This window comes from Arthrobacter sp. NPDC089319 (assembly GCF_040684925.1).
GTDB lineage: Bacteria > Actinomycetota > Actinomycetes > Actinomycetales > Micrococcaceae > Crystallibacter.
Map to the genome: position 1 here is coordinate 80,968 of NZ_JBFBGZ010000011.1, position 21,253 is coordinate 102,220.

17 protein-coding genes and 2 tRNA genes are annotated in these 21,253 nt (G+C 64.7%); 8 read left to right on the plus strand and 11 right to left on the minus strand.

Annotated elements, in window-relative coordinates:
- The first annotated feature begins 3 nt into the window (after positions 1-3).
- The 4 genes from AB0N75_RS15715 to pknB are packed head-to-tail and all read left to right on the plus strand — an operon-like array spanning position 4 to position 6,590.
- Positions 4-1,422: an FtsW/RodA/SpoVE family cell cycle protein gene (locus AB0N75_RS15715; protein WP_364651800.1), complete on the plus strand. Its 1,419-nt coding sequence runs from the start codon at positions 4-6 to the stop codon at positions 1,420-1,422.
- On the plus strand, positions 1,419-2,867 hold the full coding sequence (locus AB0N75_RS15720; protein WP_364651802.1) for a penicillin-binding protein 2: 1,449 nt from the start codon (positions 1,419-1,421) through the stop codon (positions 2,865-2,867). The genes AB0N75_RS15715 and AB0N75_RS15720 overlap by 4 nt, the downstream gene beginning before the upstream one ends.
- Positions 2,864-4,636, plus strand: coding sequence for a protein kinase (locus AB0N75_RS15725; RefSeq protein ID WP_364651803.1), 1,773 nt, complete (start codon positions 2,864-2,866; stop codon positions 4,634-4,636). The genes AB0N75_RS15720 and AB0N75_RS15725 overlap by 4 nt, the downstream gene beginning before the upstream one ends.
- A 37-nt stretch (positions 4,637-4,673) precedes the next feature.
- Positions 4,674-6,590: a Stk1 family PASTA domain-containing Ser/Thr kinase gene (pknB, locus tag AB0N75_RS15730; RefSeq protein ID WP_364651805.1), complete on the plus strand. Its 1,917-nt coding sequence runs from the start codon at positions 4,674-4,676 to the stop codon at positions 6,588-6,590.
- A 47-nt stretch (positions 6,591-6,637) separates the two neighbouring features.
- On the opposite strand, the gene AB0N75_RS15735 is transcribed toward pknB, so the two are convergent.
- Positions 6,638-7,282, minus strand: a complete 645-nt coding sequence (locus AB0N75_RS15735) for an aminodeoxychorismate/anthranilate synthase component II (protein ID WP_364651807.1) — start codon at positions 7,280-7,282, stop codon at positions 6,638-6,640.
- A gap of 266 nt (positions 7,283-7,548) precedes the next feature.
- On the opposite strand from AB0N75_RS15735, the gene AB0N75_RS15740 reads away from it, so the two are divergent.
- Entirely contained in the window at positions 7,549-7,800 is a 252-nt protein-coding gene (locus AB0N75_RS15740; RefSeq protein WP_127513190.1) for a cell division protein CrgA, read from the plus strand.
- 3 nt (positions 7,801-7,803) lie between these two features.
- Positions 7,804-8,799, plus strand: a complete 996-nt coding sequence (locus AB0N75_RS15745; protein WP_364651809.1) for a magnesium and cobalt transport protein CorA — start codon at positions 7,804-7,806, stop codon at positions 8,797-8,799.
- A gap of 98 nt (positions 8,800-8,897) precedes the next feature.
- Here AB0N75_RS15745 and AB0N75_RS15750 read toward each other — a convergent pair whose 3' ends face one another.
- The 3 genes from AB0N75_RS15750 to AB0N75_RS15760 form a co-directional block, all read right to left on the minus strand.
- Positions 8,898-10,073, minus strand: coding sequence for an NADP-dependent malic enzyme (locus AB0N75_RS15750; protein ID WP_364651811.1), 1,176 nt, complete (start codon positions 10,071-10,073; stop codon positions 8,898-8,900).
- 603 nt (positions 10,074-10,676) lie between these two features.
- Positions 10,677-11,534: a rhomboid family intramembrane serine protease gene (locus AB0N75_RS15755; RefSeq protein WP_364651813.1), complete on the minus strand. Its 858-nt coding sequence runs from the start codon at positions 11,532-11,534 to the stop codon at positions 10,677-10,679.
- Between the two features lie 63 nt (positions 11,535-11,597).
- Positions 11,598-12,140 (minus strand): peptidylprolyl isomerase, encoded by a 543-nt coding sequence (locus tag AB0N75_RS15760; RefSeq protein ID WP_127513194.1) that lies wholly within the window; start codon positions 12,138-12,140, stop codon positions 11,598-11,600.
- A 119-nt stretch (positions 12,141-12,259) separates the two neighbouring features.
- Between AB0N75_RS15760 and AB0N75_RS15765 the strand changes: the two genes are divergently transcribed.
- Together AB0N75_RS15765 and AB0N75_RS15770 are read left to right on the plus strand one after the other, a co-directional pair.
- Complete coding sequence (locus AB0N75_RS15765; protein WP_364651815.1) at positions 12,260-13,270, plus strand: hypothetical protein; 1,011 nt, start codon at positions 12,260-12,262, stop codon at positions 13,268-13,270.
- A 127-nt stretch (positions 13,271-13,397) separates the two neighbouring features.
- Positions 13,398-14,237: a glycosyltransferase family 2 protein gene (locus AB0N75_RS15770; protein WP_364651817.1), complete on the plus strand. Its 840-nt coding sequence runs from the start codon at positions 13,398-13,400 to the stop codon at positions 14,235-14,237.
- A 4-nt stretch (positions 14,238-14,241) separates the two neighbouring features.
- Here the strand turns inward: AB0N75_RS15770 and AB0N75_RS15775 are convergent, their stop codons facing one another.
- From AB0N75_RS15775 to gyrB, 7 genes are all read right to left on the minus strand, one after another.
- Positions 14,242-15,147, minus strand: a complete 906-nt coding sequence (locus tag AB0N75_RS15775) for a DMT family transporter (RefSeq protein ID WP_364651819.1) — start codon at positions 15,145-15,147, stop codon at positions 14,242-14,244.
- Positions 15,148-15,255: 108 nt separating this feature from the next.
- Positions 15,256-15,328, minus strand: a tRNA-Ala gene (locus AB0N75_RS15780).
- Positions 15,329-15,366: 38 nt separating this feature from the next.
- Positions 15,367-15,483, minus strand: a complete 117-nt coding sequence (locus tag AB0N75_RS15785) for a DLW-39 family protein (protein WP_353915299.1) — start codon at positions 15,481-15,483, stop codon at positions 15,367-15,369.
- 36 nt (positions 15,484-15,519) lie between these two features.
- Positions 15,520-15,593: transfer RNA gene (locus AB0N75_RS15790), tRNA-Ile, on the minus strand.
- 60 nt (positions 15,594-15,653) lie between these two features.
- On the minus strand, positions 15,654-16,217 hold the full coding sequence (locus tag AB0N75_RS15795; RefSeq protein WP_127513197.1) for a DUF3566 domain-containing protein: 564 nt from the start codon (positions 16,215-16,217) through the stop codon (positions 15,654-15,656).
- Complete coding sequence (gene gyrA / locus AB0N75_RS15800) at positions 16,214-18,910, minus strand: DNA gyrase subunit A (RefSeq protein WP_364651821.1); 2,697 nt, start codon at positions 18,908-18,910, stop codon at positions 16,214-16,216. The genes AB0N75_RS15795 and gyrA overlap by 4 nt, the downstream gene beginning before the upstream one ends.
- An 80-nt stretch (positions 18,911-18,990) precedes the next feature.
- A complete protein-coding gene (gene gyrB, locus AB0N75_RS15805) occupies positions 18,991-21,039 on the minus strand; it encodes a DNA topoisomerase (ATP-hydrolyzing) subunit B (RefSeq protein WP_364651843.1) in 2,049 nt (682 codons plus the stop codon).
- Positions 21,040-21,253 lie beyond the last annotated feature (214 nt).

The window sequence follows — 21,253 nt, forward strand, 5'->3', positions numbered from 1 at the left end:
GCCATGAGTAACATCCAGACGGCGCCCCGTTCGCGGCGCAACACCGAACTCCTCCTGCTCCTGCTGGCGCTGGTGGTCGGCATCGGCGCCAACATGTTGGTGGGACTGGACCAGGACCGAGCCTTCGACAGCGATTTCTTCACTCAAGGCATCACCCTGATCGTGCTGGTCCTCGTGGTGCATGTGGTGCTGCGCCTCCGCGCCAAATATGCCGATCCGGTAATACTTCCGATCGTGACCGCCTTGAACGGCATCGGCTTGGCGATGATCCATAGGCTGGACATTGCCACCGGCGACTCCGCGGCAACCCGCCAACTGTTCTGGACCGGCGTGGCCATCGCCGTCGTCGTGGCTGTAATCTGGCTGTTGCGCGACCATCGCGTCCTGCGCCGCTTCACCTACCTTTCCCTGATCGCCAGCGCCGCCCTGCTCATCTTTCCGCTGTTGCCCTTCGTCGGCATGGAGGTCAACGGCGCCAGGATCTGGGTCAATCTGGGATTCGCCACCTTCCAGCCGGGCGAAATAGCCAAGATCACGCTCGCTATATTCTTTGCCGGGTATCTATCCACCAACCGGGACCTCATCCTGCTGGCCGGCCGCAAAATCGGTCCGCTGCAGCTGCCGCGCTGGCAGGACATGGGACCCATGCTGGCAGCCTGGCTGGTCAGCATCGGCGTGCTGGTCTTCCAGCGCGATCTGGGCTCCTCCATCCTGTTCTTCGGCCTGTTCATGGCCATGATTTACGTGGCCACCAGCCGGGTCAGCTGGGTCATCATCGGCCTGCTCATGATCGCCGTGGGCGGCTTCGTGGCTTTCCAGCTCTTCCCGCATGTCACCAACCGCATCAACAGCTGGATCAAGGCCTTCGACCCGGAGGTCTACAACGCGATCGGCGGCAGCCACCAGATTGTCCAAGGCCTGTTCGGGCTGGCAAGCGGCGCGCTCACCGGTACCGGCCTCGGCCAGGGCCGCCCCGACCTGGTGACCTTCGCCAACAGCGACATGATCATTGCCGCGCTCGGCGAAGAGCTCGGGCTGATCGGTCTCTCCGCCATTGTGATGCTCTATGTCCTCCTGATCAGCCGCGGCATCCGTGCTGCCCTGGGCAGCCGCGACGCCTTCGGCAAGCTGCTGGCCACCGGGCTCTCCTTTACGTTGGCGCTGCAGTGCTTCGTAGTGATCGGCGGCGTCACCCGGCTCATCCCGCTGACCGGCCTGACCACACCGTTCCTAGCGGCCGGCGGCTCCTCGCTGCTGGCCAACTGGCTGATCGTTGCCCTGCTGCTGCTCATTTCCGACGCGGCGCGCCGCCCCACCATGACCGGCCCGGCAAACGGCAGCCGTCCCCCGGTTGACCGGCCGGGGCGCCGCAGCAAGTCCGACGAACGGAACACCGGATCCACGGAGGTGATCCAGCCATGAACCAGGCCATCCGCAATACTTGGATCGTCGCCCTCGCGATGTTCGCGCTGCTCTTCGGATCGCTCACGGTGGTGCAGTTCTTCGAGGCCGAGAACCTCAACGCGAACCCCTGGAACAGCCGGACGATCTATAAGGACTTCGACAAGAACCGCGGCGCCATTCTGGTGGACGGCGACCCCATCGCCGAGTCGGTTCCGTCAGACGACGAGTTTGCCTACCAGCGGGTCTACAACGAACCCGAGCTCTATGCGCCGATCACCGGCTTCTACTCACTGGTTTACGCCTCCACGCAGATGGAGTCGGCGATGAACGACCAACTCTCCGGCTCGGGCGACGAGTTCTTCTACGAACAGATCATGCAGATGTTCTCGGGGGGCCAGGTTGAAGGCGCGTCAGTGGAGCTGACCCTGGACGCCGAATTGCAGCAGCTGGCCTGGGACCTGATGCCCGACGGCGTGAAGGGCTCAATCGTCGTGATGGAGCCGGACACCGGCAACATCCTCGCGATGGTGTCCAAGCCCAGCTTCGACCCGAACGAGCTTGCCGGCCACAACACCGAAGAGGTTACGCAGAACATGGCGGGGCTGGAGGAGGTGCCTGGCCTGTCGCCGTTCATCAACGCGGCCAACGAGAGCCTGCTGGCACCCGGGTCCGTCTTCAAGCTGGTGGTAGCGGCCGCCGCGCTGGAGTCCGGAAAGTACGACGCCGACAGCAAGCTGGACAACCCTCCCACGCTGAAGCTTCCGGGCACCAACGTTGAGCTGCCGAACTACGTCAACGGCGGCTGCGCCGCCCGGACCACCGCCGATTTCTCCTTTGCCCTGGAGCAGTCCTGCAACACTCCGTTCGCTCAGATCGCCATGGATCTGGGTGAAGACGCGATCGCGGAGCAGACGGCCAAGTTCGGCTACGGCGAGTCCTACCAGATCCCCACCCACGTCACTGCCAGCCGGTTCCCCACCGGCATGAGCGATGACCTCCTCGCCCAGTCGGCCATCGGGCAGTACGACGTGCGCGTGACACCGCTGCAGGTGGCCATGACGTCCGCCGCCATTGCGAACGACGGCGTGCTGATGAAGCCGAATCTGGTCCGCACGGTCCGTGCACCCGACCTGCGGGTCATGGACAGCCCGAAGCCCGAAGAGCTTCAGCGTTCCCTTTCCGCCGACAACGCCAAGCTGATCCAGGACTGGATGGTCAACGTAGTGGACCGCGGTATCGGCGGGCGTGCGGCGATCCCTGGCGTGGAAGTAGCCGGCAAGACCGGCACGGCGGAACTTATGGCCGGCGAAGAAGGCAACAACTCCTGGTTCACCGGCTTCGCACCGGCGGACGACCCCAAAGCTGTCGTATCAGTGGTCTTCGAAGACGTCGATGTGGCTACCGGTTCTTCTCTCGCAAGTACAAGTGCTAAGCAACTCCTAGAGGCGGTGTTAAATAAGTGAGACCTACCTCGGGTATCACATTAGGCGGCAGGTACCAGCTCACTGAACGTATCGCCATCGGCGGCATGGGTGAAGTCTGGAAGGCACAGGACCAGGTCCTGGGCCGCATCGTCGCCATCAAGATCCTCAAGGAGGAGTACACCGGGGACCCGGGCTTCCTCAACCGCTTTCGCGCCGAGGCCCGACACACGGCGCTGCTGAACCATATCGGCATCGCCAACGTCTTCGATTACGGCGAAGAGGCCGGATCCGCCTACCTGGTGATGGAACTGGTGCCGGGCCACCCACTCTCAGCCATCATCGAGCGGGAACGGGTGCTCTCGCCGGACCGGACGCTGTCAATCATCACCCAGACGGCCAAGGCGCTTGCCGTTGCCCACGCCCAGGGACTGGTGCACCGCGACGTCAAGCCCGGCAACCTGCTGATCACGCCCGAGGGACGGGTGAAGATCACCGATTTCGGCATCGCCCGGCTCGCGGACCAGGTTCCGTTGACCGCTACCGGACAGGTCATGGGCACCGCCCAGTATCTCGCCCCCGAACAGGCAACCGGACAAACAGCCACCGGGCAGAGCGATATCTATTCTCTGGGTGTAATCGGTTACGAGTGCCTCTCCGGTTCCCGGCCGTTCTCCGGTGAGTCGCAGATCGCCATCGCCTTGGCCCAGGTCAACGACACTCCTCCGCCGCTGCCGGAGTCGCTTCCGCGGCCGATCCGGGCACTGCTGATGTCGATGCTGGCCAAGGACCCGGCCGACCGTCCCGCCACCGCCGAAAAGCTTGCGGAGGCGGCCGACGCCATCCGCACCGGCGACATCCGCGCCGCCGAGGCCGCCGTTCCCGGCATGCTGCTGTTCGAGGGGGACGACCGCACCGGTTTGATGACCGCCCCGGTGCCGACCACCGGAACCGCTCCCACCCAAGCGGTCAGCGCCGGAACCTCCCAACTGCCGGCCGTGGCCGGCGCCGAAGCCGCCGGCCTTGGCGCCGAACGGAACTGGACCGACGAGGACCTTGACAGCGACGAACCGGAGGAGACGCCGCGCCGCCAGCAGAAGAAGCGCAGCCCGTGGACCTGGCCACTGATTGGCCTGATCCTGCTTGTCCTTTTCGCCGTGGCCGGAGCGATTCTGCTGCCCATGCTGACGCCCACCGGCGGTGTCGAGTCGTCCTCGTCCGCCTCCAGCTCAGCATCACGGTCGTCCACGAAGACGACTTCTGCCCCGCCTACCGAGACACAGAGCGAGACACCAAGCGAAACACCGACGGTGGAGACCAACCAGCTGTCGGCCAATTCGTTCTTGGGCCGGCCGTTCAGCGACGTCCGCTCGGAACTCGAAAACATGGGTTACCAAGTGGTCCCCGACCCGGTGGAAAGCAGCGAATCCGAAAACACCGTCATTGACATCTCGCCGACCGGCACGGTGGAAGTCGGCAAAGCGATCACCGTCACCTATTCCACAGGCCCGGGGAAGGTAACCATTCCCGGCGGCCTGGCCGGTCAGTCCGAGCAGCAGGTGCGCGAAGCCCTGATCGGCCTCGGTCTGGTCCCGCAGCCGGCTGGCGAAGAGCCGAGCGACACCGTACCCGCCGGGAACGTCATCAGCCTCTCACCGGATTCGGGCGAGGTTCAGCCAGGAACCGTCGTCAATTACGTCCTCTCCAGTGGGCCCGAGCAACCAGAGCAAACGCCCGAACCGACCCAGAGCGAGACACCCGCGGCCAAGGCACCGCCGACGACCGGTCCCGATAAGGCTGGCCAGCCATGAGCGGATCCCGGTCGGTCTGATGGAAGGAAGACAACCAGTGGACTCGCCACGCATACTGGCTGGCCGCTACGAGGTTGGTGAACTCATCGGTCGCGGCGGCATGGCCGACGTGCTGTTGGGCCGCGACATCCGCTTGGGTCGCTCGGTGGCGATCAAGCAACTGCGCGCCGACCTTGCCCGCGACCCGATGTTGCAGTCCCGCTTCCGGCGGGAAGCCCAGGCAGTGGCCGGTCTGAACCACCCGGCGATCGTTGCCGTCTACGACACCGGCGACATGGATTTGCCCGGGGGAGCGGCGCACGACGTCAAGGTCCCGTTCATTGTGATGGAGTACGTCCAAGGCCGGACGCTGCGTGAGTTCATCAGGGGCCACGAGCTGGGCATAGATGACTCGGTCGGCTACACGCTCGGCATCCTTGCTGCGCTCGAATACAGCCACCGCTCGGGCATTGTGCACCGGGACATCAAGCCCGCCAATGTGATGGTCACGCCGGACGGCAGCGTCAAGGTCATGGACTTCGGCATTGCCCGGGCGCTGGCCGACTCGGCAGCAACGATGACGCAGACCCAAGCTGTGCTGGGAACCGCCCAGTACTTGTCTCCGGAGCAGGCCCGCGGCGAAACAGTTGACGCCCGCAGCGACCTGTACTCGGCAGGCTGCCTGCTCTACGAAATGCTTGCCGGCAGGCCCCCCTTTATCGGCGACAGCCCGGTCTCGGTGGCTTACCAGCATGTTCGTGAGCTTCCCGAACCGGCCAGCCGCTTCAATCCGGAGGTGACGCCGGCGCTTGATTCCGTGCTGGAGCATGCGCTGCAGAAGGACAAAGCCGACCGGTACCAGACCGCCGCAGCATTTGCCGAAGCGCTGCGCGCGGCCTTGAACGGTGTCCTCCACCAGGCGGCAGGTGCCGCAACCGAAGCGTTCCCAGCCCAGGCCCCGGCCACTGAACTGATCACGCAGCAGGCGCACGCGGTGTCTGAGCAGACTTCGGCGCTGTCCCCCTCGGATTACACGCTCGAGGACGACAGCGCTCCCCACACTGCCTCCTATGACCGTGAGCAGATGCCCGCCGCGCTGGCCGTGGGCAATGAATACGACATCGAACCCGAACGCCGGGCAAAGCGCCGAGCCTGGACCGTGACGCTGTTGATCGCTCTCCTGCTGGTGCTGGTGGGCGGGGGCTATTACCTCTACAACGTGCTGGTGCAGAACGCCGCTCCGGAAACCGTTGCCGTTCCTGCGGTGGCAGGTTTGGATGAAAATGCGGCCACCAATGCCATTTGGGAGGGCGACCTCAGGCCGCGTGTGGAACTGGAGTACAGCAACGACGTCGAGAAGGGAATGGTGACCCGCACCGACCCCGGAGTCGGTGAGCAGGTGGAACCGGGCAGCCAGGTGTTGGTTTACATCTCACAAGGCAACGAATTCACCACCATCCCCGACAATCTGGCCGGCCGGACTGAAGCCGAAGTCCGGGACAAGCTTCGGCAACTGGGTCTGGAGCCGGGGGACAGCGAACCGGCGAACAGTGCCACCCTTCCGCGGGGCAACGTGGTCACCACAAAGCCCGCTCCCGGCAAGAAGGTGAAGACCGGTTCCAACGTGGACCTGATCGTGTCGAACGGATTGGTCAGCGTTCCCAACATGGTGGACGAAACCGTGGAGGACGCGGGAGCCATGCTCGATGATGCCGCCGTCGCCCTGCCCTACCGGGTGGAAGAGGTCGAGAACGAAGTGGTCAAGGCAGGCACCGTCGTCGGGCAAAGCGTCAAGGCCGGCGCCAACGTCGAACAAGGCACCGAGATTGTCCTCACGGTCGCGGTCGAACCTGCCTCGCCCGAGCCGGAAACCGACAAGGGATCGGATCAGGGCAATGACCGCGGCAATGACGGGGACGGCGACAGCGGGGACGGGAACAACTCGGACACCGGGAACGGCCGCGGCAACGACTAGCGGCGCGGCGCCGGGACGGCCGGAGACTGTCTTCGGCGCCGGGCTGGTCAGTGGGAGATCAGCGGGCTGAGCGTGGCCGCTCGTTCAGCGGTTCCCTCGGCGCCCAGCGATTCCAGCCAGTTGCCCAGCATCAAGTAGCCGCCTTCGGTCAACACCGATTCGGGATGGAACTGCACCCCCCACAGCGGTGCGCTGCGGTGGGCCAGGCCCATGACCACGCCGCTGTCGGTCTCCGCGGTGATCTCGAGCTCGGCCGGGATGGTGCTGCGCACCGCTGCCAGCGAATGATAGCGGGTGGCGGTGAACGGGTTCGGCACGCCCTCGAAGGCGTTCTGGTTGCGGTGGGTGACGTCGGACGTCTTGCCGTGCATCAGTTCGGGAGCGTGGGTCACGGTGGCCCCATAGGCCTCGGCCAGCGCCTGATGACCGAGGCACACACCGAACATCGGCTTCGTCTCCCGGCCGCACCAGCGGATCAGCTCGATGCAGATGCCGGCTTCCGCCGGCGTTCCGGGGCCGGGGGAGACCAGGACGCCGTCGCGGGCCCCGGCCAGTTCCACCGCCTCATCCAGCGTGACGTCGTCGTTCCGCACCACTGTGGTCTCCGCACCCAGCTGCTGCAGGTAGGCGACCAGGGTGTAGACAAAACTGTCATAGTTATCGATGACGAGGATGCGAGGGGACTTGCTCATGTGACGATCGGGCCAATCGTGGAGTCATTGCGGATGGGAGACGGGTGGAGCCGGCGGCCGGCCCCGATCCGGAGACGGGAGCCCTGCGCCAACCAGCAGCACTCCACTATGATCTGCCCGCGGCAGCGGTCCCGGCAAATGCGCGGCGGCGAACGTCACACAGATTGGCTAGACTAAACAGCTAGACGGCCCGGCGGCGGCGGACTCGCAAGGGAGCCTGCAGCCGGTCCGGCCACGCTAACCGCCCCTGATGCCCCGGAGGATCTGTGCCCGAGTCGAAGCGCCGCAAGAGGACCGAACGGCGTCCCGAAGAGTTGACCGCCAAGGGCAACCAGCCCAATGCTGTCTGGTTCAAGCCGGTCATGTTCGGCCTCATGATCATCGGCCTGCTGTGGATCATCGTTTTCTACATCACCCAGGGAGCCTGGCCGCTGCCCGCCGCAGGGTCGTGGAACATCATGATTGGTTTCGGCATCGCCATCGCCGGATTCCTGATGACGACCAGGTGGCGTTCGTAGGCAGTGGTGCTGGTCGATAACGGCATCTACGTCGACGGCGTTCGTGCCGCCACCCCGGAAAGCCTGGAGCAGACGTTCAGCGAACTGCGCCGGTACGGAGGTATGGCGTGGATCGGCCTCTACCGGCCGAGCGAGCCCGAACTGGCCACCGTTGCCGCCGAGTTCGATCTGCATTATCTGGCGGTGGAAGACGCCCTGCGCGGCCATCAACGCGCCAAACTGGAACGCTACGGCAGCACGCTGTTCGCCGTGCTCCGGCCCGCCCGCTACATCGACGAGACGGAGAAGGTGGAGTTCGGAGAACTGCACACCTTCATGGGGCAGAACTTCCTGATCACCGTCCGGCACGCCGAATCGCCGGATCTGTCGCGCGTACGGCATCGGATGGAAGCCGCACCCGAACTGTTGGCAGCCGGCCCACAGGCTGCGCTCTACGCAATCGTGGACCAGGTCGTGGATGAGTACGAACCGGTGGTGCTGGGCTTGGAGAATGACGTCGACGAAATCGAGGACCAACTCTTCGGCGGTGACCCCAACGTTTCGCGGCGGATTTACGAGCTGCTGCGCGAAGTCATCGAGTTCCAGCGAGCCATCCAACCGCTGGAGGGGATCATCGCAATCCTGCACCGCGGCCCGGAGGACCACGCGCTGGACCTGGAGGTGGCCCGCGGACTGCGCGACGTCCAGGACCACGTGATCCGGCTGAACGAGCGCGTCAATGCCTTCCGGGCCGTCCTGCAGAATGCCTTGAGCCTCAGCTCGACGCTGCAGGCCCAGAAACTCACGGAAACCAGCGTCGCCCAAAACGAGCAGGTCAAGCGGATCTCCTCCTGGGCGGCCATTCTCTTCGCGCCGACCCTGGTGGCCGCGATCTATGGGATGAACTTCAAGGCGATGCCCGAACTTCACTGGCCGCTGGGCTACCCCTTCGCCTTGTTCCTGATGGTCCTGACCGCCTTCGGACTGTACTGGTTCTTCAGACACAACAAATGGCTCTGACCGGCCGCTGACCGGGTCCAGAGGCGTGGAGCCCGCTCCCGGATGCGGGAACGGGCTCCTGGCCGGCTAGGGCTGCGGCGAACTACCGACTGGGGCGGTCAGCCTTCGACGACGGCGGACATCACGGCGGCTGTAACCGCCGGAGCGACCCGCGAATCCAGCGGGCTGGGAATGATGTAGTCCGCGGCAAGGTCATCCCCGACGATGCCGGCAATGGCGTCGGCCGCTGCTACCTTCATGGCGGACGTGATCCGGCGGGCACCGGCATCCAGAGCGCCTCGGAAGATGCCCGGGAAGGCCAGCACGTTGTTGATCTGGTTGGGGAAGTCGCTGCGGCCGGTGGCTACTACCTTGGCGAACTTGGCCGCGGTCTCCGGGTGTACTTCCGGGTCGGGGTTGGACAGCGCAAAGATGATGGCGTCGTCGGACATCTTCTCCAGCGTCTCTTCCGGGATCGTGCCGCTGGAGACGCCGATGAAAACGTCGGCTCCATCGAGTGCCTGGGCGCTGCCGCCGGTGGTGCCGCGTGGATTAGTGCGGGCCGCGTAGGCGGCCTTGATGTCGGTCAGGTCGCCGCGGTCGCTGTGGATGATGCCGCGTGAGTCCAGCAGCGTTACATCCGCAATGCCGGCAGCCAGCAGGATCTCGGCGACGGCGATGCCGGCGGCGCCCGCTCCGGAGATGACCACCTTGAGCGAGGACAGCTCGCGATTGACCACCTTGGCGGCATTGGTCAGGGCGGCCAGAGCGACGACGGCGGTGCCGTGCTGGTCGTCATGCATGACCGGCATGTCCAGTGCTTCGATCAACCGCGCTTCCAGTTCGAAGCAGCGCGGCGCGGAGATGTCCTCAAGGTTCACTGCACCGAAGCTCGAACGCAGCCGTACCAAGGTCTCGATGATCTCGTCGACGTCAGTGGTCTCCAGGACCAGCGGAATCGAGTCGAGCCCCGCGAACTGCTTGAAGAGGGCGGCCTTTCCTTCCATCACCGGCAGCGATGCGGCCGCACCGATGTTGCCCAGCCCCAGGACCGCAGTACCGTCGGAGACGACGGCCACCAGACGTGAGGCCCACGTGTACTTCTGTGCCAGTTCAGGATCCGTGTTGATCGCACGGCTGACCTGGGCTACTCCCGGGGTGTAGGCGATGGAAAGGTCGCGCTTGGTCTCCAGCGGGGCTGTCAGGCCGATCTGCAGCTTGCCACCCTCGTGGGCGCTGAAGATTTCCTCGCTGGTGAGATCGATTCGTGCGGAGTTGCCGGTTTCGGTAGTCACGTGTGTTTCCTTCTGTTGATCCTTCCCATCACGGAAGGGCGCATGGGTGGCCAGGCCGGGCACAGGCTGACAGGAGCAGGTCCTGGAGGAGACCCGGCAGGCCGTGCAAAACGCGTGGGGCGCGGCACCTTCGATTCGACTGTCAGCTGGGTTCGGGACGGCCGCGCAGCCCTTGGCTGGTCGAGCCAGGGACCGGATCTTTAAGATTACCCGACGGCCGGGTTGGCCGGCCTGCTTGTGTCTTTTGTCCGCCGATTGTGTCGCCCTGCAGGGTATTGCATGCGAACCTGCTGGGGATGCTGCCGAGGTTGTCCACGTTTTCACAGTTGTAGACCGAAGTTATCCACAGGAGTGTATAACTTTGGGGATTATTCCCGGCTTTGCCCTTCCATCGCCGGATTCGCGTTATCCACACCTGTGGAACTACATGTGTGTAACTTATCCTCATTGTGGACAACGCCTGTGGATAAAAACGTTTATCCACGATCAGAGGATCGAAACTTTCCACAGTTACACCCACAGGATGGGGACAAAATAAGGCGGGCAGGCACTGCATCCTTGAGTGGACGCGGTGCCTGCCCGCCTCTGGCGGACCCGGACTGCTCAGCCGAAGGCCTTTAGCGCCGTCACTGCTACCAGGACCAGGAAGATGGCTGTGAGTCCGGCGAACTGCACAACGTTCCGGTTCTTCCCCCTGGGGGCGTAGGCCAGGACCACTGCTGACAGCGCTCCGACCAGCAGGCCGCCCAGATGGGCCTGCCAGGCTATGCCGGCCACCACGAACCCCAGCACGGCGTTAATGCCGATCAGCACCAATAGTGACCTCACTTCGCCGCCACGCTGCCGCTGCACGATGAACAAGGCCCCGAAGAGTCCAAAAATCGCTCCGGAGGCGCCGACCACTGGAACATTGGGCGCCGACAGCAGGAGCACGCCGACCGATCCGCCGAAGCCGGACAGCAGGTACAGGGCCAGGAACCGCAGGCGCCCCAGCAGCGGCTCCAGGTGCCGGCCCAGAATCCACAGGGCGTAGAGGTTGAAGGCGATATGCAGCAGGAAGTTCGGCGAATGCAGGAAAGCCGAGGTGATCATTCGCCACGGTTCCGCCGGCAGGTACGGGTTCGGAAGGGTGTACAGCGGCGCATACAAGAACTGCTCGGTGAAGCCCGGGATAACCCACTGCAGCAGATAAGCCACGGCGCAGATGCCGATCAGGGTCAGCGTCACCACCGGCCGGCCCATCGCCGCGGCTCCGCCGTAGACGGTACGGACCGCCGGCGTGCTCCGGGAGGTTTCCCTGACGCAATCGACGCACTGGATGCCTACCGAAGCCGTGCGCTGGCACTCCGGGCACGCCGGACGTCCGCAGCGCTGGCAGCGCACATAGGAGACGCGGTCTGGATGCCGCGGGCAGACTGGGACATCGGTCTGCGGCGGTTCGGCCGGCATTCCGTAGGACATGGAGGCGCTCCTGCTGGGACATTGGTCCCCGCCCGGTGCTCCGGGCGGGGACGGTAGGCAAACTTAGAGCTGCTCTACGGTGATGTTCTTGATAACCACATCTTCCAGCGGCTTGTCACGCATGTCCGTGGCCACGGCATTGAGGGAATCGACGACGGCGCGCGAGGCCTCGTCGGTGACGTCGCCAAAGATCGTGTGCTTGCCCTGGAGCCAGGTGGTGGGAACGGTGGTGATGAAGAACTGCGACCCGTTGGTGCCGCGGCCGCCCTGGATGCCTGCGTTGGCCATAGCCAGCTTGTAGGGCTCGTTGAAGTCAAGGTCCGGGTTGATCTCGTCGTCGAACTGGTAACCCGGGCCGCCGATGCCCTGGCCCAGCGGGTCTCCGCCCTGGAGCATGAAGTCCTTGATGATGCGGTGGAAGATGACGCCGTCGTAGAGGGGAGCGTTGGTCTCTTCACCGGTTTGCGGGTGCTTCCAAGTGATCTCTCCGGTGGCCAGTCCCACGAAGTTCTTCACGGTCTTCGGGGCATGGTTGCCGAACAGGTTCACCACGATGTCGCCGTGGTTGGTGTGGATAGTGGCCTTAGCGGTTGCAATAGCAGTCATGGCACCATTCTTCCACGCCGTTTTGCGCCGGAGCCCGCCAGTGGCCGGTTCCGCGGTGAGTGAAAATCCTGCGTATTCCTTTGCCGGCATAGCCGTGTCCAACCACACGAAGTAGGCTGATGAGCGACCGTCACCATTTCCGGGAGGTAGTTGTGAAGAAATCCGATCGAGTAGCCCGCGAAGCAGAAGGCAACGTTTTGGTCGCCGTAGAAACGGCGAAGGACTGGGCCTCTCCCAAGGTGGAAGCCGCTTTGAACTGGGCCGTCCCGCGGATCGAAAAAGGTATTGGAACCGCAGCCAAGGACCTCTCCCACGGCGTGGCCACAGTGACGCCGCGCATCCAGGGCGGGTTGGACAGCTTGGCACCCAAGATTGCCCAGGCCATGGACGAGGCGGCACCGCGGATCCAGGTCACCCTTGACCGTGCGACCCCCGCCATCACGCATGCCCGTGACAAGGTGGTCGGCGAGTACATACCGACCGTCTCCGCCCGGCTCGGCGCAACCGCGGACCAGGTCGCCAGGACCTTGGACAAGACGGCCGTACCCGTCTCCGTCCAGGCCGCTGTGAAGAAGGCAGGCGGATCCAAACGAGCCCTGAAGAGAGCCCAGAAGGCGGCCGCCGAAAGCGCCAAGCAGGCCGCCAAGAAGCTGAACAAGGCCCAGAAGGCGGCTGCCGGGAGCGCCAAACTGGCCGCCGCCGAGGAGTTGAAGCAGCAGCATAAGGGCCGAGGCGGCAAGGGTTGGCTGATCGTCGGCATTCTCGCCGCCGCAGCCGTGGCAGCGGTGGCCGCCTGGCGCGCTGCCCGGCCCGTCGAGGATCCGTGGAAGACACCGGTCCAGCCCACCACCCCGGCTGCCGCCCCGGTGCCGGGACCGACCGCCTCCAAGGCGGCACCAACAACTGCAGCGACTACGACCGGAACCACTCCTGCTGCGGCACCTGCCAAGCATGCTGTGGACACCGCGGGTACAGATGCTGCAACGGGCACGACTGCGACGGGCCAATCGGGTTCGCCGGCAGGCGGCGCCAAGGGCACCGGCAACGGCACCTCCCGCTCGGCGCGGTCGGCCGGTCAGAAGGCCGCCGAAGCAGCCGACAAGGCGGAAGAGAAGGACGTTAAGGAGTAGATCCTAGCGAACCTAAGCAAACGAATGGGAGCTCCCGAATTGGGGGCTCCCATTCGCCGTTTCCGGCCCGACGAGGCACGGTCCGGGCCTCCCCGCCCGCAGTGAACAGGGCTGATAGATTCATGCCGTGAAGAGTGCCGCGCCAGGGGTTTCTATCATCATTCCGGCTTTCAATGAAGAGTCCGTCATCCGCCAGTGCATCTACGCCGCGCTGTGCCAGTCGGTGGCTCCGTCGGAGATCATCGTGGTGGACAACAGATCCACCGATGGGACGGCGGAGCTGGTCCGCAACATGCAGGACGAGTATCCAGACGTTCCGCTGATCCTGCTCCGTCAAGATGCCGAGCAGGGCCTGATTCCCACCCGCAACTTCGGCTTCAACCATGCCAGCGGGGAAATCTTGGGCAGGATTGACGCGGATTCGGTGCTGGAACCCGACTGGGTCGAGCAGGTGCAGCGGGCCTTCGCCGACCCGGAAGTCATGGCATGCACCGGTCCGGTGCTGTACTACGACATGCCGATGCGCCGCTTCGGGCTGCAGGCAGACGACCGCATGCGCCGCTTTGTCCTGAAGCTGGCCAAGAAGCAGTACCACTTCCTCTTCGGATCCAATATGGCCATCCGGCGCGGAGCCTGGGACATCATCAGCCAGGATGTCTGCCTCGACGAAGAGGACCAACTGCACGAGGACATCGATATTTCCGTGCACCTGGCCGATCACGCACTCAGGATCCAGTACGTGCCGGAAATGATCAGCGGCATGTCGGCCCGGCGTTTGGAAGATTCGCCCAAGGACTACCGGTACTACGTCACGCGCTTCGAGCGGACGTACAGCGCCCACAAGATCCACCGCCGCGTGCTTCGGGTGCCGATGCTGATCTTCATGACCGTGTACTATCCGGCCAAACTGCTGCGCCGGGTCCACCAAGCCCGAACCCAGCTGCGCGTCCCCCGCGGCGGGCTGTAACCGGCTATTCCGGCGCGGGGCCCGTGGCTTCCGGGGCGGTCGCCGGTGCAACCAATCTGGGCCGATTCTGCGAGAGGACGACGGCGGCCAGGCCGGCCAGGATGAGGGCCAGCCCAATGTACGTGCCCCACGGCAGGCTCTCACCCAGAAATATGGCGGCCAGAAGCGCCGCCCCGGGAATTTCCAGCAGGATGAACATGGACACCACCAGCGGGCTCAGAACGGCCAGCAGATGATTGAAGACCGAGTGGCCCAGCAGCTGCGCGACAACGGTCACGCCAAGGATCCCCACCCAGGCCTCAGCCGGAAACCCCACCAGCGGCTGGCCGAAGGACAGCGCCATCACCAGCAGGATCACTGCGCACAGACCGTAGCAGATGGTGGTGTATGGCCCGGTGGACAGCCGACGCCGGACCCGGCCTCCGGCCATCGTGTAAATTCCAGCCATAGCGCCACCGACCAGGGCAAGCAGGTCGCCCAGGAGCGCCTCGTCGGAGAGCTGCAGGTCGAATCCGGAAATCACCAGCACCCCGACGAAGGCGAGACCGACGCCGGACAGGATCAGCCGCGAGGCCTTGATTCCGCGCAGCCTGTTGAAAAGCACGATCCATGCCGACTGCAGGCAGACCAGAGCGGTCGCCGCCGCCACGGAAGTCAACTGCAGCGCGGTGATGAAGCAGGCAAAGTGCAGCGCCAGCGCAACCGCCGCCAGCGCGCTGTAGCCAACGTCCGACGTCGTTAGTTGCCGGAACTCGCGGCGGCGGCCAATGGCGGAGGGAACGCCCATCACCACGGCTCCGAGCATGTTCCGCCAGAACGCGATGGCAAGGGCCGGCGCAGCAGTGGCCGCCATGATGGGGCCGGAGGCTGAAATGCCGAGAACGGCCAGCGTGGCCAGGAAAATGATCACCCCTTCAGCGTAGGGGCGATGCGGTGCGGTCACGCGCCATGCGCCGGCGAAAGAGCGGTGCGAAATGCAATGAGGCCCCGATCCGCAGATCGGGGCCTCATTATCCGGTGGAGGCAAGGGGACTCGAACCCCTAACCCCCTGCTTGCAAAGCAGGTGCGCTACCAATTGCGCCATGCCCCCGGAAGGGTTCGGCCGATACCTGTCCGGCCGAGACGGAGTCAGTCGACCTTGTCGGTCGCCTTACTCCATGCGGATTTCTCCGCTTCGGATTCCTGCCACTTCTTGTAGGCGAACACGCCCGCAGCCGCGGCTGCCAACAGCAGCAACTTCTTCACGGTGTCCTCCCGAAATCGGTGGGATTGGTAAATCCGTGGGCGTACCAGGACTTGAACCTGGGACCTCTTCGTTATCAGCGAAGCGCTCTAACCGCCTGAGCTATACGCCCCCTGCCCTTGCGGGCCGAGATACGACTTTACAGTACGCCGGGCCGGAACTTCAAATCGGCTCAGTCGTCCGTCAGCGTGACCCCGATGCCGCCCACCAGAGTGGCCGAGATGTTGTAGAGCACCGCGGACAACATGGCCAGCGCGGTCAGCAGGACCACGTTGACCACCGCGATGATGGTGGCGAATGACGCCACCTGTCCCAAGGAGGCATAGGAACGGAGGTCAAAACCGCCACTCTCTGTGCCGGCGATTTCCGACAGGAGACCGTTGACGCGGTCGAAGATGCCGGTGATGTCCAGCGTTGTCCAGAGCACGATCGAAGCCACGACGGTGACGATGCCCAGCGCAACGGAGAGCAGGAAGGCCATCTTCAGGACCGACCACGGGTCGACCTTGCTGACCAGCAGGCGGGCACGGCGGACCTTGGCCTTCGGCGCCGGCCGGACCAGGCCGGCGCTGCCGGACTGCCCGGCGGGGCGCTGCTGGCCATTGGCAGGCCGCTGCCCGCTACTGGCCGGACGCTGCGCGGGTCGGGCGGGCGTGCCGCCACGAGTGGTACCAGCCCGAGGCGCGTTGGCCGGCTGCGGGCGGGTGCCCGGCCGTGGCGTTTTAGGTGTACTCACTCGTTACCTCCGTTTTCCGGCGCCGGTGATTCGGCTGCGGACTGCGTCATGTCTGCGTCCAACGGTACTTCATCGTTGGCCTGCGGCGCAGTTTCGGCGTCGGTTCCGGCACCAGTTTCGGCGTCGATTGCGGTGTCGGTTTCGGGAGCTTCCGGAGCGTCCGGATTCTCGGTGTCTTCCTCGCCGCCCAGGCCCCGTTCGGAGTTCCGGGCCACGGCGATGATGCGGTCCTTCTTGTCCGGCTTGGCGAAAATGACGCCCATGGTGTCGCGGCCGCGGGCCGGAACGCCGGCGACGGACGAGCGGACCACCTTGCCGCTTTCCATCACCACCAGCACCTCGTCTTCTTCCTGCACGATCAGCGCACCGACAAGATGCCCGCGTTCCTCTTGGTACTTGCCCACCTTGATACCCAGGCCACCGCGGCCCTGGACACGGTATTCGTCGGCCAAGGTCCGCTTGGCGTAGCCGCCGTCGGTGACGATGAAGACGTAGGAGTCGTCGCGCACCACGCCTGCCACCAACAGCTCGTCGTCCTCGCGGAACTTCATCCCGGTCACGCCCGAGGTTGCGCGGCCCATCGGCCGCAGGGCTTCGTCCGTCGCGGTGAAGCGCAGGGACTGACCGCGGCGGGAAACCAGCATCATGTCGTCGGTTTCGGCGACGAGACGCGCCGAGACGAGCTCGTCGCCTTCGCGCAGGTTGATCGCGATGACGCCGGCGGAACGGTTTGTGTCGTAGTCTTCCAGCCGGGTCTTCTTGATCAGGCCGCGTTTGGTGGCCAGTACCAGGTAGGGCGCCTGCTGGTAGTCCTTCAGGTCCATCACCTGGGCAATGTGCTCATCCGGCTGGAACGCCAGCAGGTTGGCCACGTGCTGACCCTTGGCGTCGCGTCCGGCCTCGGCCAGCTCGTAGGTCTTGGCCCGGTAGACCCGGCCCAGGTTGGTGAAGAACAGCAACCAGTGGTGCGTCGTGGTGACGAAGAAGTGCTCGACGACGTCGTCACCGCGCAGCTGGGCACCGCGGATCCCCTTGCCGCCGCGCTGCTGCGAGCGGTAGTTGTCGCTGCGGGTGCGCTTGACGTAGCCGCCGCGGGTGATGGTGACCACCATCTCCTCTTCGGGAATGAGGTCTTCCACGCTCATGTCGCCGTCGTAGCCCATCATGATCTGGGTCCGCCGGTCGTCGCCGTACTTCTCCGTGATCGCAGCCAGTTCCTCGCTGACAATATTGCGCTGCAGGACTTCGGAGGCCAGGATGCGGTTGAACTCTTCGATCATGCGTTCCAGTTCCGCGTGGCGGTCCTGGATCTTCTGCCGTTCCAGTGCGGCCAGGCGGCGGAGCTGCATGTCAAGAATGGCCCGGGCCTGCGCCTCGTCGATCTCCAGCAACCGCATCAGGCCGTCGCGGGCCTCTTCGGTGGTGGACGAGGCGCGGATCAGGGCGATGACTTCGTCCAGGGCGTCCATGGCCTTGAGCAGGCCGCGCAGGATGTGTGCTTCCTCCTCGGCTTTGTTCAGCCGGAAGCGGGTGCGGCGGACGATGACTTCCAACTGGTGGCTGACCCAATGCCGGATGAAGGCATCGAGGGTCAGGGTGCGCGGCACGCCGTCGACAATTGCCAGCATGTTGGCCGCGAAGTTTTCCTGCAGCGAGGTGTGCTTGTAGAGGTTGTTCAGCACCACCTTGGCCACGGCGTCGCGCTTGAGCACGATCACCAGGCGCTGGCCGGTACGGCCCGACGTCTCGTCGCGCAGGTCAGCAATGCCGGCGACCTTGCCGTCCTTGGCCAGTTCGGCGATCTTCATCGCCAGGTTGTCCGGGTTCGCCTGGTAGGGAAGTTCGGTGACCACCAGGCAGGTCCGGCCCTGGATTTCCTCGACGTTGACTACGGCACGCATGGTGATCGAGCCGCGGCCCGTGCGGTAGGCGTCTTCGATGCCCTTGTGGCCCAGGATCTGCGCACTGGTGGGGAAGTCCGGTCCCTTGATCCGCTGGATCAGGGCCTCGAGCAGTTCCTCGCGGCTGGCGGTGGGGTTTTCCAGGTACCACTGGACGCCCGAGGCCACTTCGCGCAGGTTGTGCGGCGGGATGTTGGTGGCCATGCCGACGGCGATGCCCGAGGAACCGTTGACCAGCAGGTTCGGGAAGCGGGCCGGCAGGACGGTGGGCTCCTGGTTCTTGCCGTCGTAGTTGTCCTGGAAATCGACGGTGTCTTCGTCGATGTCGCGGACCATTTCCAGCGCCAGCGGCGCCATCTTGGTCTCGGTGTACCGCGGGGCGGCAGCGCCGTCGTTGCCGGGCGAGCCAAAGTTGCCCTGACCCAGCGCCAGCGGGTACCGCATGGTCCAGTCCTGGATCAGGCGGACCAGGGCATCGTAGATGGCCATGTCGCCGTGCGGGTGGTACTGCCCCATGACCTCGCCCACCACGCGCGCGCACTTGTTGAAGGAGCGCTCCGGCCGGTAGCCGCCGTCGAACATCGCGTAGATGACGCGCCGGTGCACCGGCTTGAGACCGTCCCGGACGTCCGGCAGTGCGCGGCCCACGATAACCGCCATGGCATAGTCCAGGTAGGACCGCTGCATTTCGGTCTGCAGGTCCACCTGCTCCACCCGGTCCGTGAGGATTTCGCCCTCGATCGGCTCTTCGCCAATACCTTCCGGCAGGTCCGGCGTCTCTTCGTCGCTCATCGTTTCAGTTCCTTTACGTCAAAGCCTGGTCGCGGTCCGCAGCCCATCGGCCGGCCGGTGGCCGGCCCATGGGGGACACGCTAGATATCGAGGAAGCGGACGTCCTTGGCGTTCTGCTGGATGAAGGAGCGCCGGGATTCGACGTCCTCGCCCATCAGCACCGAGAAGGTCTGGTCGGCAGCAGCGGCGTCCTCCATGGTCACCTGCAGCAGTGTGCGGCGTTCGGGGTCCATGGTGGTGTCCCACAGTTCGGTGTAGTCCATCTCGCCCAGGCCCTTGTACCGCTGGATCCCGTTTTCCTTGGGCAGCCGCTGGTTGTTCGCCAGGCCGCGGCGCACGGTTTCGTCCCGCTCGCGGTCGCTGAACACATAGTCGTGCGCATGGTTGGACCACTTGATTCGGTACAGCGGCGGCTGCGCCAGGTACACGTAGCCGTTCTCGATCAACGGACGCATGTACCGGAACAACAAGGTCAGCAGCAGGGTGGTGATGTGCTGGCCGTCCACGTCGGCATCGGCCATCAGGACAATCTTGTGGTACCGGGCCTTCTCGACGTCGAAGTCCTCGCCGATGCCGGCGCCGAAGGCAGTGATCATGGACTGGACTTCGGCGTTGCCCAGTGCCCGGTCCAGCCTGGCCCGCTCCACATTCAGGATCTTGCCGCGCAGGGGCAGGATGGCCTGGGTTTCCGGGTTCCGGCCGCGGACGGCAGAACCACCGGCCGAGTCACCCTCCACAATGTAGATTTCCGACTTGGATGGGTCGCGGGACGAGCAGTCCTTAAGCTTGCCCGGCATGCCGCCGGATTCCAGCAGTCCCTTGCGCCGGGTGGATTCGCGTGCCTTCCGCGCGGCCAGCCGGGCCTGCGAGGCCTGGATGGACTTGCGGATCACATCGCGGGCCGGTCCCGGATTGCGTTCCAGCCAGTCGCCGAGTCCGTCCGTGACGACACGCTGCACAAAGCCCTTGGCCTCGGAGTTGCCCAGTTTGGTCTTGGTCTGGCCCTCAAACTGGGGCTCGCCCAGCTTCATCGAGACGACGGCGGTCAGGCCCTCGCGGATGTCATCGCCGGTGAGGTTGTCTTCCTTCTCCTTGATCAGGTTCTTTTCCCGCGCGTAGCGGTTGATCAGGGACGTCATCGCGGCGCGGAAGCCTTCTTCGTGCGTGCCGCCTTCATGCGTATTGATGGTGTTCGCGTAGGTGTGGACGCTCTCCGAGTAGGAGGTGGTCCACTGCATCGCGATCTCCACCGAGAGCTTGCGCTCTGTGTCCTCGGTCTCGAAGGCGATGACCTCGGGGTGGATGACTTCCACCTTCTTGGAGGAGTTCAGGTGGGTGACGTAGTCCAGCAGACCGTTGTCGTACTTATAGACGACCTGGCGGTGTTCGGCCGTGGTTTCGACCTCGGAACCGGCGGAGTCCAGATCCACGTCTTCGCTGTCCGGGGCGTGGTTTTCCGGACGGCGCTCGTCGGTCAGGATGATTTTCAGGCCCTTGTTCAGGAAGGCCATCTGCTGGAACCGGGCGCGCAGCGTCTCGAAGTCGTACTCGGTGGATTCGAAGATTTCCGGGTCGGCCCAGAATGTCTGCGACGTACCGGTCTCGGTGGTCTCCTCGCCGCGGCGCAGGTCGCCCACCGGCATGCCGCCGTTGGCGAACGACTGCTGCCAGACATAGCCTTGGCGGCGAATCTCGGTTTCTACCCGGGCGGACAAGGCGTTGACCACGGAGATGCCGACGCCGTGCAGGCCGCCGGAGACCGCGTACCCGCCGCCGCCGAACTTGCCGCCGGCGTGCAGGATGGTCATGACCACCTGAACCGTCGGCTTTCCTTCGGTCGGATGCATGTCGACGGGGATGCCGCGGCCGTTGTCCACTACCCGGACGCCGCCGTCGGCCAGCAGCGTCACATCGATCGTGTCGCAGTAACCCGCAAGCGCTTCATCAACGGAGTTGTCCACGACTTCGTAGACCAAATGGTGCAGACCACGCGGGCCGGTGGAACCGATGTACATGCCCGGCCGCTTGCGAACGGCTTCCAGACCTTCGAGGACGGTGATGTCGCTGGCGTCGTAATGCGTGCCGTCGTTGCCCTCTGCCGTTGCGGGTTCTGCGCCGGTGTTTTCCAGCTCGTTGTCCTCTGCCACAGTTGCCGTTGACTCCTTGTGTTCCGTCCGGATGGACTCGTGTGTCGGCGCCCTTCCACAGTGAGGACGGGCGCCGCCCAGTCAATTCTACCGTGTCAGGGCGGTGAAACCTGCACGAACATGGCTCTAAGCGGCACGGAAACCGGCATTTAACGCTCCCGCCGGGTGCTTGATGGGACCGTATATGTCCGGAGGC

Excerpts from the sequence above, each read along its gene's own strand:
- AB0N75_RS15720 (WP_364651802.1), top strand. The coding sequence starts at position 1,419 with ATGAACCAGGCCATCCGCAATACTTGGATCGTCGCCCTCGCGATGTTC.
- AB0N75_RS15765 (WP_364651815.1), top strand. The coding sequence starts at position 12,260 with ATGAGCGACCGTCACCATTTCCGGGAGGTAGTTGTGAAGAAATCCGAT.
- AB0N75_RS15760 (WP_127513194.1), bottom strand. The coding sequence starts at position 12,140 with ATGACTGCTATTGCAACCGCTAAGGCCACTATCCACACCAACCACGGC.
- AB0N75_RS15715 (WP_364651800.1), top strand. The coding sequence starts at position 4 with ATGAGTAACATCCAGACGGCGCCCCGTTCGCGGCGCAACACCGAACTC.
- AB0N75_RS15755 (WP_364651813.1), bottom strand. The coding sequence starts at position 11,534 with ATGTCCTACGGAATGCCGGCCGAACCGCCGCAGACCGATGTCCCAGTC.
- gyrA (WP_364651821.1), bottom strand. The coding sequence starts at position 18,910 with ATGAGCGACGAAGAGACGCCGGACCTGCCGGAAGGTATTGGCGAAGAG.
- AB0N75_RS15735 (WP_364651807.1), bottom strand. The coding sequence starts at position 7,282 with ATGAGCAAGTCCCCTCGCATCCTCGTCATCGATAACTATGACAGTTTT.